Annotated in this window: 16 protein-coding genes; 5 read left to right on the forward strand and 11 right to left on the reverse strand. The window is 70.9% G+C overall.

Annotated features, from left to right (window positions below):
* Positions 1-9: 9 nt before the first annotated feature.
* From YS110_17885 to YS110_17895, 3 genes are read right to left on the reverse strand one after another with little or no spacing between them, the layout of a single operon-like run.
* Positions 10-1,827 carry a sulfatase-like hydrolase/transferase gene (locus YS110_17885; GenBank protein ID UJB66491.1) on the reverse strand — a complete coding sequence of 606 codons (1,818 nt, stop codon included), beginning with the start codon at positions 1,825-1,827 and terminating at the stop codon, positions 10-12.
* Positions 1,821-2,192 carry a dihydroneopterin aldolase gene (locus YS110_17890; protein UJB66492.1) on the reverse strand — a complete coding sequence of 124 codons (372 nt, stop codon included), beginning with the start codon at positions 2,190-2,192 and terminating at the stop codon, positions 1,821-1,823. Before YS110_17890 ends, YS110_17885 begins: the two co-directional genes overlap by 7 nt.
* A gap of 7 nt (positions 2,193-2,199) precedes the next feature.
* On the reverse strand, positions 2,200-2,988 hold the full coding sequence (locus tag YS110_17895) for an SDR family oxidoreductase (protein UJB66493.1): 789 nt from the start codon (positions 2,986-2,988) through the stop codon (positions 2,200-2,202).
* Positions 2,989-3,021: 33 nt separating this feature from the next.
* Here YS110_17895 and YS110_17900 point away from each other — a divergent pair, with 33 nt between their 5' ends.
* Genes YS110_17900 through YS110_17910 form a run of 3 tightly spaced genes read left to right on the forward strand, consistent with a single transcriptional unit; the run spans position 3,022 to position 5,328 of the window.
* A complete protein-coding gene (locus YS110_17900; GenBank protein ID UJB66494.1) occupies positions 3,022-4,116 on the forward strand; it encodes an SAM-dependent methyltransferase in 1,095 nt (364 codons plus the stop codon).
* Between the two features lie 2 nt (positions 4,117-4,118).
* Positions 4,119-4,835: a 7-cyano-7-deazaguanine synthase QueC gene (gene queC, locus YS110_17905; protein ID UJB66495.1), complete on the forward strand. Its 717-nt coding sequence runs from the start codon at positions 4,119-4,121 to the stop codon at positions 4,833-4,835.
* 28 nt (positions 4,836-4,863) lie between these two features.
* Entirely contained in the window at positions 4,864-5,328 is a 465-nt protein-coding gene (locus YS110_17910) for a hypothetical protein (protein ID UJB66496.1), read from the forward strand.
* On the opposite strand, the gene YS110_17915 is transcribed toward YS110_17910, so the two are convergent.
* The 4 genes from YS110_17915 to YS110_17930 form a co-directional block, all read right to left on the reverse strand.
* On the reverse strand, positions 5,312-5,611 hold the full coding sequence (locus YS110_17915; protein ID UJB66497.1) for a type II toxin-antitoxin system RelE/ParE family toxin: 300 nt from the start codon (positions 5,609-5,611) through the stop codon (positions 5,312-5,314). The two genes, YS110_17910 and YS110_17915, sit on opposite strands and share 17 nt — an antisense overlap.
* 2 nt (positions 5,612-5,613) lie before the next feature.
* On the reverse strand, positions 5,614-5,898 hold the full coding sequence (locus YS110_17920; protein UJB66498.1) for a ribbon-helix-helix protein, CopG family: 285 nt from the start codon (positions 5,896-5,898) through the stop codon (positions 5,614-5,616).
* A 65-nt stretch (positions 5,899-5,963) separates the two neighbouring features.
* On the reverse strand, positions 5,964-6,647 hold the full coding sequence (locus tag YS110_17925; protein ID UJB66499.1) for a glutathione S-transferase family protein: 684 nt from the start codon (positions 6,645-6,647) through the stop codon (positions 5,964-5,966).
* 177 nt (positions 6,648-6,824) lie between these two features.
* Positions 6,825-7,397 (reverse strand): 5-formyltetrahydrofolate cyclo-ligase, encoded by a 573-nt coding sequence (locus YS110_17930; GenBank protein UJB66500.1) that lies wholly within the window; start codon positions 7,395-7,397, stop codon positions 6,825-6,827.
* Between the two features lie 14 nt (positions 7,398-7,411).
* Between YS110_17930 and YS110_17935 the strand changes: the two genes are divergently transcribed.
* Positions 7,412-9,409: a lytic transglycosylase domain-containing protein gene (locus YS110_17935; GenBank protein ID UJB66501.1), complete on the forward strand. Its 1,998-nt coding sequence runs from the start codon at positions 7,412-7,414 to the stop codon at positions 9,407-9,409.
* 78 nt (positions 9,410-9,487) lie between these two features.
* Positions 9,488-10,039: a DUF4124 domain-containing protein gene (locus tag YS110_17940; protein ID UJB66502.1), complete on the forward strand. Its 552-nt coding sequence runs from the start codon at positions 9,488-9,490 to the stop codon at positions 10,037-10,039.
* Positions 10,040-10,043: 4 nt separating this feature from the next.
* Here the strand turns inward: YS110_17940 and YS110_17945 are convergent, their stop codons facing one another.
* The 4 genes from YS110_17945 to YS110_17960 form a co-directional block, all read right to left on the reverse strand.
* The gene (locus YS110_17945) at positions 10,044-10,580 is read right to left on the reverse strand and encodes a cytochrome b/b6 domain-containing protein (GenBank protein UJB66503.1); all 537 of its coding nucleotides are present in this window, start codon (positions 10,578-10,580) and stop codon (positions 10,044-10,046) included.
* A 148-nt stretch (positions 10,581-10,728) separates the two neighbouring features.
* Positions 10,729-10,998, reverse strand: a complete 270-nt coding sequence (locus tag YS110_17950) for a PepSY domain-containing protein (protein ID UJB66504.1) — start codon at positions 10,996-10,998, stop codon at positions 10,729-10,731.
* 102 nt (positions 10,999-11,100) lie between these two features.
* Complete coding sequence (locus tag YS110_17955; protein ID UJB66505.1) at positions 11,101-11,784, reverse strand: Fe2+-dependent dioxygenase; 684 nt, start codon at positions 11,782-11,784, stop codon at positions 11,101-11,103.
* Positions 11,778-12,899, reverse strand: a complete 1,122-nt coding sequence (locus tag YS110_17960; protein UJB66506.1) for an alpha-hydroxy-acid oxidizing protein — start codon at positions 12,897-12,899, stop codon at positions 11,778-11,780. Before YS110_17960 ends, YS110_17955 begins: the two co-directional genes overlap by 7 nt.
* Positions 12,900-12,949: the final 50 nt, after the last annotated feature.

A 12,949-nucleotide genomic window follows, 5' to 3' on the forward strand; every position in this document is an offset into this window, starting at 1 on the left:
GGGCGGCCATCAAGGAATCCACTGGTGAAAGCGCAGGAGCTCGTGGGCGAAGTTCGCCTCCAGGTCGGGCAGCAGCGCGCGTTGGCGGTTGATTTCCTGCAGCGCGGCCTGGGCGTCCTGGGCATCGGCGGGCGCGTTGATCCAGGCGGTGTCGTCCCCCGCCAGGCGCACGAGGAACGGCGTTTCCTGGTCCTTGACCTTCACCAGCACCTGGCCACGCTGCGCGCCCAGCGGGTGGAAGATGAACCGCGCCTGCACGGGCTGCTCCAGGAACCGGCCCTGGAAATCGGAGGTGCACGAGGGCAGCCCCATGGTGGCGAGAAAAGAGGGAATGGCGTCGGCCTGCTGCCATTGCCCTGCCACCGGCGGCTGGCCCCGGTGCTCGGCGCTCACCACGACGGCGGGCACGCGCGCCGGTGCCGCGGGGCCCAGGCGGGCCTTTTCCTGGGCGTCCAGCAGGGTCATGCTGCGGTGGTCGCCGGTGATGAACAGCAGCCCGTCGTCGAAGAAATGGCGCGCCTGCAGTTGGGCCACGAGTTCGCCCAGGGCCGCGTCGGCGTAGCGCAGGGCGGCTTCCTCGCCGTGCTGCGTGCTGCCCGGAATGGTGAAAGGCGGGTGGGTGGTGATGGTTTGCACCACGGCGAAGAAGGGCCCTGCCGGACGCTCCTGGTCGAGCCATTGCAGCAGGCGCCGGTACAGCGCGGCGTCGCCCGGGTCGTCGAAGGAGCCCCGGGGCAGGCCCGCGTAGGCCGGGTGCTCGGGGCCTTCGATGGAGGTGAAGCCCAGGTTTTTCAGCCAGTCCCGGGTGCCGAGGAAATTCAGGTCCGCCGAGGTGAAGTAAAGCGCCGGGATATGGTGCCGGGCCAGTGCGGCGAAGAAATCCTGCTGCGGCTTGTCGTAGCCCGCGAAGGTGTTGGTGGACTGGTAGCGGTTGACTTGCGGAAATGGCACATGGCCGGTCAGCAAGGCGATCAGGCCGCCATCGGTGGTGAACCCATTGGCGTAAAAGGATTCGAGGTAGCTGTATTGCGAGGCGATCCGGTCCAGCGCCGGGGTGTAGTTCTTCAGGCCGGCGAATTTCTGGCTGTGGTGCAGCGACAGGGACTCGACCACCAGCAGGATGACCGGGCGGGCCTTTTTCGCGCTGGGGATGCAGGTCTGCGCGGGCGCGGGTGCGTTTTGCAGGCGCGCCCGCAGCGCGGCGGAAAAGGGGGCGTCGGTTCCGCTCTGGAGGTTGCTGCTCAAGTAATCCTGGTAGCCATTCTGGTGAATGTATTCCGCACCCTGCGGCAGGTAGCGGCATGCCCACAGGATGGGCAAGGCGCACAGGTAAACGAGTGCGCGGGTTTTCTGCCGCGGGGTGGTCCAGGCGCGGCGTGATGCCCGCACCAGGAATACGCTGGTCAACAGCGTGAGTGCCACCAGGAGCAGCCCCCGGCCGCTTGCCAGGTACGGCAGGGCCACGGTGGTGTTCGATGAAAAATCGCCCGCGTATTTGACCAGGTCGGCGATGCGCAGGCGAAAGCTGAACAGGTCGTACACCGCCATGTCGATGGCGTACAGCCACAGCACCGCCAGCGCGCACAGGGCCAGCGGCCAGCGCAGCCAAGCCGGGCTGGCCTTGGCCAACCCCACCAGGGCGAGCAGGACACCCAGGACGCCGGCGTCGTAGGCGGGGGCGCTCCACACCAGGCAATCGCGGGTGCAGGCGGTGACTTGCGCGAGCTGGGCCACCGTGAGCTGCCAGCGCAGCCCCATGCAGGCGGCAAAGCAGACCACCAGCAGCACCGTCGGCCCCAGGCGGGGCCGCGCCGCGTGGGCTACCACAGCCCCGTCTCGACGCGGATCGCCACTTCGCAGTCGTCGAAGATTTCCAGCTTGGCGATCTTCACGCGCACGCCCAGCACGCCGGGCAGCTGCATGAGGCGGCTGGCCAGCTTGCCGATCAGGCTCTCCAGCAGGTTCACGTGTTCGGCGCGGCACTCGTCGATGATGATCTGGCGCACCTTGCGGTAGTCCAGCACGTGCAGGATGTCGTCGTCGCGCGGCGCCAGGGGCTGGGGGCCCAGGTTCAGCTCGGCATCGACCTGGATGGGCTGGGGCGCGGTTTTCTCGTGCGCCAGGATGCCCAGGTTGGCATCGAAGCGCAGCCCCGTCAGCGTGAGGATTTGCGTGCCTGCGGCGTGGGTCATGGTGGGGTTACATCATCGAAAAATCGCGCGCGAAGCGCTGCAGGTGCTGGCCGCCATCGACCAGCAGCGTCGTGCCGGTCAGCGAGCGGTTTTCCAGCGCGAAGCGCACCGCGCCGGCCACGTCCTCGGGCGAGGACGAGCGCCCCAGCGGGCTCAGGGTGTGCAGCTGGGCGAAGCGCTCGGGCGTGAGCAGGTGGCTGGTCAGCGTCAGGCCCGGCGCCACGCCCACCACGCGCACGCGCGGCGCCAGGGCCAGCGCCAGCATGGTGCCGGCGGCTTCCAGCGCGGCCTTGGAGAGGGTGTAGCTCAGGAAGTCGGGGTTCTGGTTCCACAGCTTCTGGTCCAGCAGGTTCACCACCGCGCCGTGGGCATCGGCCTCGCCCGCCTGCGCGCGCTCGGCCAGGTGCTGGTGCAGCGCCTGGGCCAGCAGCACCGGGGCGCCGGCGTTGCTGCGCAGGTGGCGCTCCAGCAGGCCGTAGCTGAAGCTGGCGGCGTCGTCGTGCTCGAACAGCGCGGCGCTGTTGACCACGGCGTCCACGGCGCCGAAATGCGCCACCACGCGCGGCAGCAGGGCGCGCACGGCGGCTTCGTCGGCGAAATCCGCGTCGAAATGGCCGCTAACGCCCGACAGGCTTGCGCAAGCAGCTACGGTTTCAAGAGCGTCGTGGCTGGAGTCCCGGTAGTGCACGGCCACCTGCCAGCCCGCCGTGGCGAGCGCCAGCGCGATGGTGCGGCCCAGGCGCCTGGCGGCGCCGGTGACCAGGACGGTGCGGGGAGGGGAAGCGGCAGAGGGCATGGGGGCAAGGGTTCAGGGACAATCGCAGCCCTGATGACCAGCGAACCCGAAATTCTACCGAGCGCCCTGCAAACCCTGATCGCCAAGGCCATCGCCGAGGCCGGCGGCTGGATTGGCTTCGACCGCTTCATGCAGCTGGCCCTGTACCAGCCCGGCCTGGGCTACTACAGCGGCGGCCTGCCCAAGATCGGCGCCATGCCCGAGGGCGGCAGCGACTTCGTCACCGCGCCCGAGATGTCGCCGCTGTTCGGCGAGGTGCTGGCCGTGCAGGTGGCCGAGGCGCTGGCGCGCACCGGCACGCGCGAGGTGTGGGAGTTTGGTGCCGGCACCGGCGCGCTGGCGGCGCAATTGCTGGGCGCGCTGCCCGATGCCGTGGAGCGCTACACCATCATCGACCTCTCGGGCGACCTGCGCGCGCGCCAGCAGGCACGCCTGGCGCCGTGGGGCGGCAAGGTGCGCTGGCTCGACCGCCTGCCCGATGCCTTCGAGGGCGTGGCCGTGGGCAACGAACTGCTCGACGCCATGCCCGTGCAGTTGCTGGCGCGCAAGGGCGGCGTGTGGCACGAGCGCGGCGTGGCCTGGGCCGGCGGCGCCTTCGCCTGGGAAGACCGCCCGACCGCGCTGCGCCCGCCCGTGGAGGTGGAGGGCGCGCACGACTACCTGACCGAGTTGCACGCGCAGGGCGAGGCCTTCATCCACACCCTGGGCGAGCGCCTGGCGCGCGGCGCGGCGCTGCTGATCGACTACGGCTTTGGCGAGCGCGAGTACTACCACCCGCAGCGCGCCATGGGTACGGTGATGTGCCACCGCGCGCACTGCGCCGACGCGGACCCGCTGGCCGACGTGGGCGAGAAGGACATCACCGCCCACGTCAACTTCACCGCCATGGCCGTGGCCGGGCAGGACGCGGGCTTCGAGGTGCTGGGCTATACCTCGCAGGCGCACTTCCTGGTGAACTGCGGTTTGCTACAGAAAATGGAGCTGCTGGCGCTTGCCCCGCGGGCGATGGCGTCCAAATTGATGATGGAACACGAAATGGGTGAGCTGTTCAAGGTGCTGCTGCTGGCCAAGGGCGCGCCGTGGCCGCCCGCCGGCTTCACCCACGGCGACCGGCTTCACGGGCTTTGACCATGCACACCACCGCCCTGGTTCTTTTCTCCGGCGGGCAGGACTCGACCACCTGCCTGGCCCATGCGCTGGCGCGCTACGCGCGCGTCGAGACCCTGGGCTTCGACTACGGCCAGCGCCACCGCGTGGAGCTGCAGGCGCGCACCACGGTGCTGGCGCGCCTGCGCGAACGCTTTCCGGCCTGGGCGCCGCGCCTGGGCGAAGACCACGTGCTCACGCTCGACGTGCTGCGCCAGATCGGCGGCTCCTCGCTCACCGAAGAGCGCGCCTTCGCCATGCAGACCGACGGGCTGCCCAACACCTTCGTGCCCGGGCGCAACCTGGTGTTCCTCACGCTGGCCGGGGCGCTGGCCTACCGGCACGGGCTGCAGGTCATCGTGGCCGGGGTGTGCGAGACCGATTTCTCCGGCTACCCCGACTGCCGCGACGACACCATGAAGGCCATGCAGCTCGCGCTCAACCTGGGCCTTGCGCAGCGCCTGCGCATCAAAACGCCGCTGATGTGGATCGACAAGGCCGCCACCTGGCGCCTGGCCGCGCAGCTCGGCGGCCCGGCGCTGGTCGATCTGATCGTCGAGGAAACGCACACCTGCTACCAGGGCGAGCGCGGGGCGCGCCATGCCTGGGGCTACGGCTGCGGCGCGTGCCCGGCCTGTGCGCTGCGCGCGCGCGGCTGGGAAGGCTACCGCGCCGCGCCGGATGGGCCGGCGTTTGTATAGTGGCCCCTTCCATTCCGCAGCCCGCCCCATGTCGATTGCCTCCTCGCTCACCATCGCCCAGTTGAACCCCGACGGCAGCGTGCCCGTGCCCGTGGCGCCCGACGCGCAGGCCAACGCGGCGGCAGACGCCTTGCAGCGCGCGGCGCAGTTGGAGGCCCTGCAGGCCCAGGTGGCGGATCTGGAGGAAGTCCTGGCCAAGCCGCTGAGCGAAATCCTGGCCGACCGCGACCGCTTCAAGCAGGCCGCTGCCGCGTGGGATGCCTTCGGCGCGCTGTGGGTGCTGTCGCAGCGCGCCATGCGCCGCGTGGCGCTCGACCTGGCCGAGGCGCAGGGACTGAGCGAAGCCGAGGTGGTGGCGCGTGCCATGGCCTATGCCAACGACGTGCTCAACGGCGACGGGGAGGATCTGGGCGGCTCGATCGCCGCCGCCCAGATGGCGCACATCGCGCGGCACAAGCCGTTCCTGCGCAAGCAGTTCAGGCCGAGCGCTTGAACCCGGCTTCGCGCTGGCTGCGCACGGCCAGCACGAGCACGGTGTCGAGGGCCGCCACGTAGTGGTACAGCGCCACGTAGCCACGCGCTGCGCGGCCGATTACCAGTTCGCGCAGGCCGCCTTGCACGGGCCGGCCGATCAACGGGCTGTGGGTGAGGATCTGCAGGGCGTCCAGGATGCCGCCGATGCGCTCGGGGGCCGCGCCGGGATCGTATTGGACGATGTGATCGAAGAAACGGTCGAAGTCGTCCAGGACTTCCGGCGCCAGTTCGATGCGCGCCATGCTCACGCGGCGGGCGTGCGGGCGGCGGGCTTGCGCGGGCGCTTGCCGTCGGCGCGGGCCGCCAGGTAGGCCCGGGCGTCGTCCCAGGCCACGGTCTGGCCGGTGGCGCGGATGCGCGCCCAGCGCTCTTCCGCCAGGGCATGGAAGGCGTTGTCCTGCTCCACCTGGTCCACCGTCCTCTCCAGCGCCTCCAGGATGAAGGCGTGGGCCGACTTGCCCGCCTGCGCGGCGGCGGCGTTGATGCGCGTTTTCAGCGCGTCTTCCAGGCGGATGGTGGTGGTGGGCATGGGGGCTCCGGTAGCTGGCTCAATGTAGCACCTTTGTGCTGCATCTGTGCATCTGGCGCCGCCGCTCAGCGCCGCAGCCGGTACGGCTCCTCGAATTCGCGGAAGTCTTGCTCCGCCAGCGCGCCGTCGATCCAGTCCTTCACGCCCGGCAGCGCCTGCACGCGCCGCACGTAGTCGGCGATGGGCTGCGGCACTGGCAGCGCGAAGGTGGCCAGGCGCATGCACACCGGGGCGTAGAAGGCGTCGGCGATGCTGAACGCGCCGAACAGCATCGGGCCGCCGTGTTCCTGCAGCAGCGCGCTCCACATCGCCACCAGACGCTGCACGTCGGCGCGCACGCCGGCGTTGTCGCGCCAGACCAGCGCGCCGGCCTCGGGCAGGCGCGCCTCGATGTTCATGCCGCAGGCGCTGCGCAGCGCGGTGAAGCCGCTGTGCATCTCGGCCACCACGCTGCGCGCCGTCGCGCGGGCAGCGCGGTCCGCGGGCCAGAGCTGCTTGCCGGGGTATTGCTCGGCCAGGTATTCGGCGATGGCCAGGCTGTCCCAGAGGACCAGGCCGTCATCGACCAGCACCGGCACCTTGCCCGTGGGCGACAGGCCTGCGAGCTGCGCCTTGAACTGCGAGCCGGGCGCGAAGCTGTCGAAGCGCACAGGCCTTTCTTCGAAGGCGATGCCCGCCTGGCGCAGCAGCACCCAGGGGCGCATGGACCAGGAGGAGTAGTTCTTGTTGCCGATGTAGAGCTGGAGCATGGGTTTCCTTCGTCAAAAACAGGGCGCAGCGCTACCCGTCAAATGGCCGTGGAACAGGCCATGCCAGCGGACGCCGTGGAGCGGGCCTGGCCCGGCCACCGGCGGCGTCCCCCTGCCCGCGGCGCGCAGCGCTGCGAGAGCGGGGGGAAGCCGCGCAGCGGCTCAGGGGGATGTTCCTCATACAGGCCAGACCACGCCGTTGTCGTTCAGGATGGCGTCCAGCGGCTGGTCGTGCGCCTCGGGCTCGAAGTCGTCCAGGTAGCCCACGGTGTAGCCCAGGCCCACGGTCACGGGGCGCGGCTGCAGGCTGGCCAGGGTGCGGTCGTAGAAGCCGCCACCATACCCCAGCCGGTAGCCGCCCGGGCCGTAGCCCACGCAAGGCACGAACAGCAGTGTGGGCACGATCAGCTCGGTGTCCTTGGGCTTGGGGATGCCGTAGGCGTCCTCCTCCATCTCGCAGCCCGGGTACCAGGCGTGGAAGGTGAGCGTCTTGTGCTGCTTGTTGATCACGGGCAGGCCGATGCGCCGGCGCTGGGGCTGGTCCAGCAGCTCGCCGTCCTCCTTCCAGCGGTGCAGCGCGGGCAGCGGGTCGAACTCGCCCTTGATCGGCCAGTAGGCGCCGATCACCGTGTCGGCCTGGTTCAGCAGCCACAGGCGCATCACGCGCTGCAGCGCGTCGGCGCGTTCCAGACGGTCGGGCAGATTCAGGCGTTGCTCTATCAATTGGCGGCGCAGGGCGGCTTTGTCCATCACATAATTCCCTCATGCAATGGACGAAGATTCTGACACCGCTGGCGGCCTCGGCCCTGCTTGCCATGGCGGCGCTGCCTGCACAGGCGCAAAACCCGGGCGACGACACCCTGCTGGAAATGCAGCAGGCCTACCGCAAGGGCGACCGCAAGAAGCTCGCGCAGCTGCTGCCGGCCGCGCGCGGCCATGCGCTGGAGCCCTGGGCTGCCTACTGGGAGCTGCGCGCGCGCCTGGACGAAGCGCAGCCGCAGGAGCTGCAGGACTTCTTCACGCGCTACGCCGGCACCTACCAGGAAGACCGCCTGCGCAACGACTGGCTGCTGCTGCTGGGCCAGCGCCGCGACTGGGCGCGCTTTGCCGGGCTGCACCCGCAGTACCGCATGGGCGACGACCGCGAGGTGCGCTGCTACGCGCTGTACGTCGATCTGCTGCAGGGCAGCGCGCCGCCGCAGATGGCCGATGAGGTGCGCCGCCTGTGGTACGCGCAGCGCGATGCCGACGACGGCTGCACCCATGCCGCCGACCAGCTCTACGGCGAGAAGAAGCTCGGCGCGCAGGACGTGTGGCGCAAGGCGCGCCTGGCCATCGAGGCCAACCGCGGCCGCGCCGCGCGCAACGCCGTGGCCATCGTCTCCAGTGACGCGCTGCCCGGCCTGGCGCAGCTGCAGGCCTCGCCCACGCGCTTCCTGCTGGGGCGCGACGCCAAGGGCCGCGCCATGCCCGCGGGCAAGGTGCGCCAGGAATTGGCCACGCTCGCGCTCACCAAGCTCGCCACCAGCGACCACGAGGCCGCGGCCCGCCTGCTGGAGGGCACGTGGAGCACGCAGCTCGCGCCCGAGGAGCGCCACTGGGTCTGGGGCGTGATCGGCAAGCAGGCCGCGCAGCGCCTGTCGGAAGACGCGCTGGTCTACTTCGGCAAGGTGGCCCGGGACACCGACCTGTCCGACGAACACCTGGCCTGGAAGGCCCGCGCCGCGCTGCGCGCCGGGCAGTGGCAGACCGTGCGCAAGGCCATCGACGCGATGACCCCCGAGGCGCGCCAGGACAGCACCTGGGTGTACTGGAAGGCGCGCGCCCTGCTCGCCGGGCGCCCCGGCGAGGCCGAGCGCGAGCAGGCGCGGCAGCTGCTCGAAGGCATCGCCAGCCCGCGCGGCTTCTACGAGCAACTGGCGCTGGAGGAACTGGGCCAGTCCATCACCGTGCCGCCCGCGCCCGCGCCGCTCACCGCCGAGGAAAAGGCCGCCGCGCGCGCCAACCCGGGGCTGAACCGGGGGCTGTACGCCATCCTGCTCGGCCTGCGCAGCGAAGGCGTGCGCGAGTGGAACTACACCACCAACCTGCACCAGAGCGGCGGCATGACCGACCGCGAGCTGCTCGCCGCCGCCGACTTCGCCTGCGCGCAGCAGGTGTGGGACCGCTGCATCAACACCAGCGAGCGCACGCGCGCCGTGGTGGACATGGCGCAGCGCTTTCCCACGCCGTACCGCAGCGCGGTGGTGGCGCGCGCCCAGGGCATCGGGCTCGACCCGGCCTACGTGTATGGCCTGATCCGCCAGGAAAGCCGCTTCATCATGGACGCGCGCTCGGGCGTCGGCGCCTCGGGCCTGATGCAGGTGATGCCCGCCACCGCGCGCTGGACGGCGCGCAAGATCGGACTGGCCGGCTTCACGCCCGACCAGATCAACGACCGCGACACCAACATCACCATCGGCACCGCCTACCTCAAGCTGGCGCTGGACGACTTCGCCGGCTCCATGCCGCTGGCCGCCGCGGCCTACAACGCCGGGCCGGGCCGCCCGCGCAACTGGCGCAACGGCCCGGTGCTGGACGCCGCCATCTGGGCCGAGAACGTGCCCTTCAGCGAAACGCGCGACTACGTGAAGAAGGTGCTGGCCAACACCACCACCTACGCCGCGCTGCTCACGGGCCAGCCGCAGTCGCTCAAGAGCCGCCTGGGCACGGTGGGGCCGCGCGATGCGTCCACGCCCGACCCGAGCCGGGACCTGCCTTGATGCTATTTTATTGAGAGCTGCTGGCGCTTGCCTGGCAAGCGCTGGAGGCCTATTTTCTACTGATTCCCTGGAGGCGCGATGCACCTGCGCGATTGGAAAACCGTGGCCGCTGCCGCGCTGCTGGCGTGGGCCGGCGCGCAGGCGCAGCCGGTGTACAAGTGGGTCGATGCCGAGGGCCGGACCCATTACGGCGGCCAGCCCCCGGCCAGCCTGCAGGACGCCGAGCCGATGAAGCTGCACGGCGGCGGCGCGCCCGGCCGCGCGGGGGGCCCGCGCTACAACGCCGACGGCACGAAGAAGATCCCGAAGGAAGTGCAGGAGTTCGGCGAGGGCCTGCAGAAGTCGCTGGGCACGGTGGACTCCCAGGCCGTGCCGCTGAACTGCGCGGGCGCCGTCGCCAACATCCACGGCCAGGCCGACACGATGCTGGAGGTGGGCCAGAAGAACGTGAGCGACGGCTACATGGCGCAGGCCGACTTCGACAAGGCGGCGCCCAGGATCCGCGAGGCCAAGGGCCGCTACAGTGTGGCCGACTGCCAGTCGGCGTCGGGCGGCAAGCGCGCGTTCTACCAGTGCATGTCCAGCAGCCGTAACCATGTGACGGGCTGCGACAAGCAGTTCAAGCACTGAATCTTCAGGCTACGTCGTGCGGGCCCGGCGGCGTCTTGCCGCCCGTGACCATGGCGCTTGCCAGGTTTTCGTGGTGCGCCCGGCTGGTCCACAGCATGCCGCCGACGTGCAGCGCGACCAGCGCCAGCAGCGCCCAGCCCAGGTATTTGTGCAGGTAGGCGAGCCAGGCGTAGCCCCAGAACATATCGGTGGTCTGGAGCCAGCCGGTGAAGCCCAGCAGGGACAGGTTGGCCAGCAGCGCCAGCACCATCCAGCCGCCCAGCGGGTTGTGGCCGATGTAGCGCGGCGCACGGCCCGCCAGCGCCGCGCGCGCGTAGGCCAGCGTGACGCGCGGCGCGCGCACGAATTGCGCGAAGCGCGCATAGCGGCTGCCGCAAAAGCCCCAGGCCAGCCGCGCCGCGAGCAGCGCGATGACCCCGTAGCCCACGCGCTCGTGCAGCGGGCCGGTGTCGCTGCTGCTCCACCAGGCCACGGCCACGGCCGTGGCCATGCCCCAGTGCAGCAGACGCACGGGCGCGTCCCAGACAGGCACGGAACGCATCAGCGGCCCATGGCCCGTGAAACCGGCGCGGCCCAGCCCAGCAGACGCCGCGCAAGGGCCGCCCCGCCGCGCTGGCGTCGTCCCCCTGCCCGCCACGCGCAGCGTGGCGAGAGCGGGGGGAAGCCGCGCAGCGGCTCAGGGGGGTGTCTCATTCCTCCACGCGCTCGAAGGTCTTGGGATCGAAGAAGGCCTCGACGCGCTTGCCGTCCGGGGTCTTGGCGTAGACCTCGTAGCAGGTGTCGGTGCGCTCCATGCGGCGCACCTTCCAGCCTTCCTCGGTGAGCTTCTTCTCCAGCTCGGTGTGCGGGCGCCATTCGGACTTGGGGTACGCCTTGCACTCCACCTTGCTGTGGGCGAAGGCGGTGCCCGCGCTGGCGGCAAGGGCGAGGGCGGCGATGCGGGTGATCCAGGGTGTCATGGGGTTGTTTTCTTTCAGTGGTTCATGGGGCCACGCACTGCGCGCAGTGCATGAAACTGGCGCGCCCCAGGCACGGGCAGCCGCGCAGCCGCTCAAGTGGGGTCATGGCCTTGCCCAGCGGCGCAGGAGGTTGTGGTACACGCCGGTGAGCTGCAGCAGCCGCATGTCGTCGGGCGCGACCAGCGGCGTCATCTGCTGGATGGACTGGTCCAGGTCGAACAGCAGGGTGCGCTCGCCTTCGTCCTGCACCAGGCTCTCGATCCAGAAGAACGAGGCCACGCGCGCGCCGCGCGTCACCGGCGTGACGCGGTGCAGGCTGGTCGAGGGGTACAGCACCATGTCGCCCGCGCCGAGCTTGACGGCCTGCACGCCGAACGGGCCTTCCACCTCGAGCTCGCCGCCTTCGTATTCCTCGGGCTCGGCCAGGAACAGCGTGGCCGAAAGGTCGGTGCGCATCTGCTGGCTGCTGCCGGGCAGGAACATGAGCGCGCTGTCCACGTGCGCGCCGTAGGTGCCGCCGTCGGCGTAGCGGTTGAACTTCGGCGGGTAGATGGTGTGCGGCAGCGCGGCCGAGATGAACAGCGGCGTGGCCGCCAGGCGGCGCAGGATGTGCTGGCCCAGGCGCACGGCGAGTTCGCTGCCGTCGGCCACCTGCTGGTTGCGCTTGACGCTCTTGGCCAGCGTGCCGGCGGTGGCGGCGCCGTCGTTCCAGTCGCTGGCGTCCAGCTCCTGGCGGAATTGGCGGACTTCGTCCTTGGTCAGAACCTGGTCGATGGAGATCAGCATGGCGGTTTCTCGCAAGTCATGGAAAGGGGCAGCAGCGCCTCGGGCGTGATGTCGGCCAGCCGGGCGCAGCCGGCCTGGGCCATGCAGGCGTGCAGTTCCTCGATCAGCAGGGTCAGCATGTGGGCCACGCCGAGCGCGCCGGCCACGGCCAGCGCGTACACCTGCAGGCGGCCGATGAGCACGGCGTCGGCGCCCAGTGCCAGCGCCTTGAAGGCGTCCTGGCCGCTGCGCACGCCGCCGTCGAGCAGCACGGGGTAGCCGGGGCCGACGGCGGCGCGCACGGCGGGCAGCCGCGCCAGGCTGGCGGGCGCGCCGTCCAGGCTGCGCCCGCCGTGGTTGGAGACGATGACGCCCGCCACGCCCGCGGCGCGCAGCGCGGTGGCGTCGTCGGGGTGCAGCACGCCCTTGACCCAGACGGGCAGGCGGCTTTCCTGCAGCAGCCAGTGCAGGTCGTCCCAGGTGGGGGCGTGGCGCATGGCGCCCTGGAAGATGCGGCTCGCCCCGTCTTCGAGCGGCGGCGCGGGCGGCGGCGGGTAGCCGGCGAGGTTGGCGGCCACGCAGTCGGCGGGCATGGCGAACCCGGCGCGCAGCGCGCTGCGGCTGGCCAGCTGGATGCTGGCGTCCAGCGTCAGCACGATGGCGCGGTAGCCCGCCTGTTCGGCGCGGCGCAGCAGGTCGAGCGAATGGGCGCGCTCGGGCTGCAGGTAGAGCTGGAACCAGCGTGCCGGGCCGGCGGCGGAGGCGATGGCTTCGAGCGTGCACGACGACAGCGTGCTCGCCACCATACAGGTGCCGGTGGCCTGGGCCGCGCGCGCGGTGGCGGCTTCGGCCCCGGCGTGGGCCAGGCGCTGGTAGGCCACGGGGGCCAGCAGAAAGGGGTGGGGCAGCGCGAGGCCGCCCAGGGTGAGTTGCGTGTGGCCCTGGCGCATGTCGCGCAGCAGGCGCGGCAGCGGTGCCCAGTGGCCGAAGGCGGCGCGGTTGGCCGCCACGGTGGCATCCCAGCCGCAGCCGCCCGCCACGTAGGCGTGGTGGCCGGCGTCCATGGACTGGGGCGCCAGCAACTCGTAGTCGATGGCGTTGTGGACGCCGGGGGGGATGCGGTCGGCTGGGTTCATCAAAAACAATAGCTGCCAGCGCTTACCAGGTAAGCGCTGGAGGCCATTTT

Origin of the sequence: Acidovorax sp. YS12 (genome assembly GCA_021496925.1) — a bacterium.
In the GTDB taxonomy this organism is placed as follows: Bacteria; Pseudomonadota; Gammaproteobacteria; order Burkholderiales; family Burkholderiaceae_C; genus Paenacidovorax.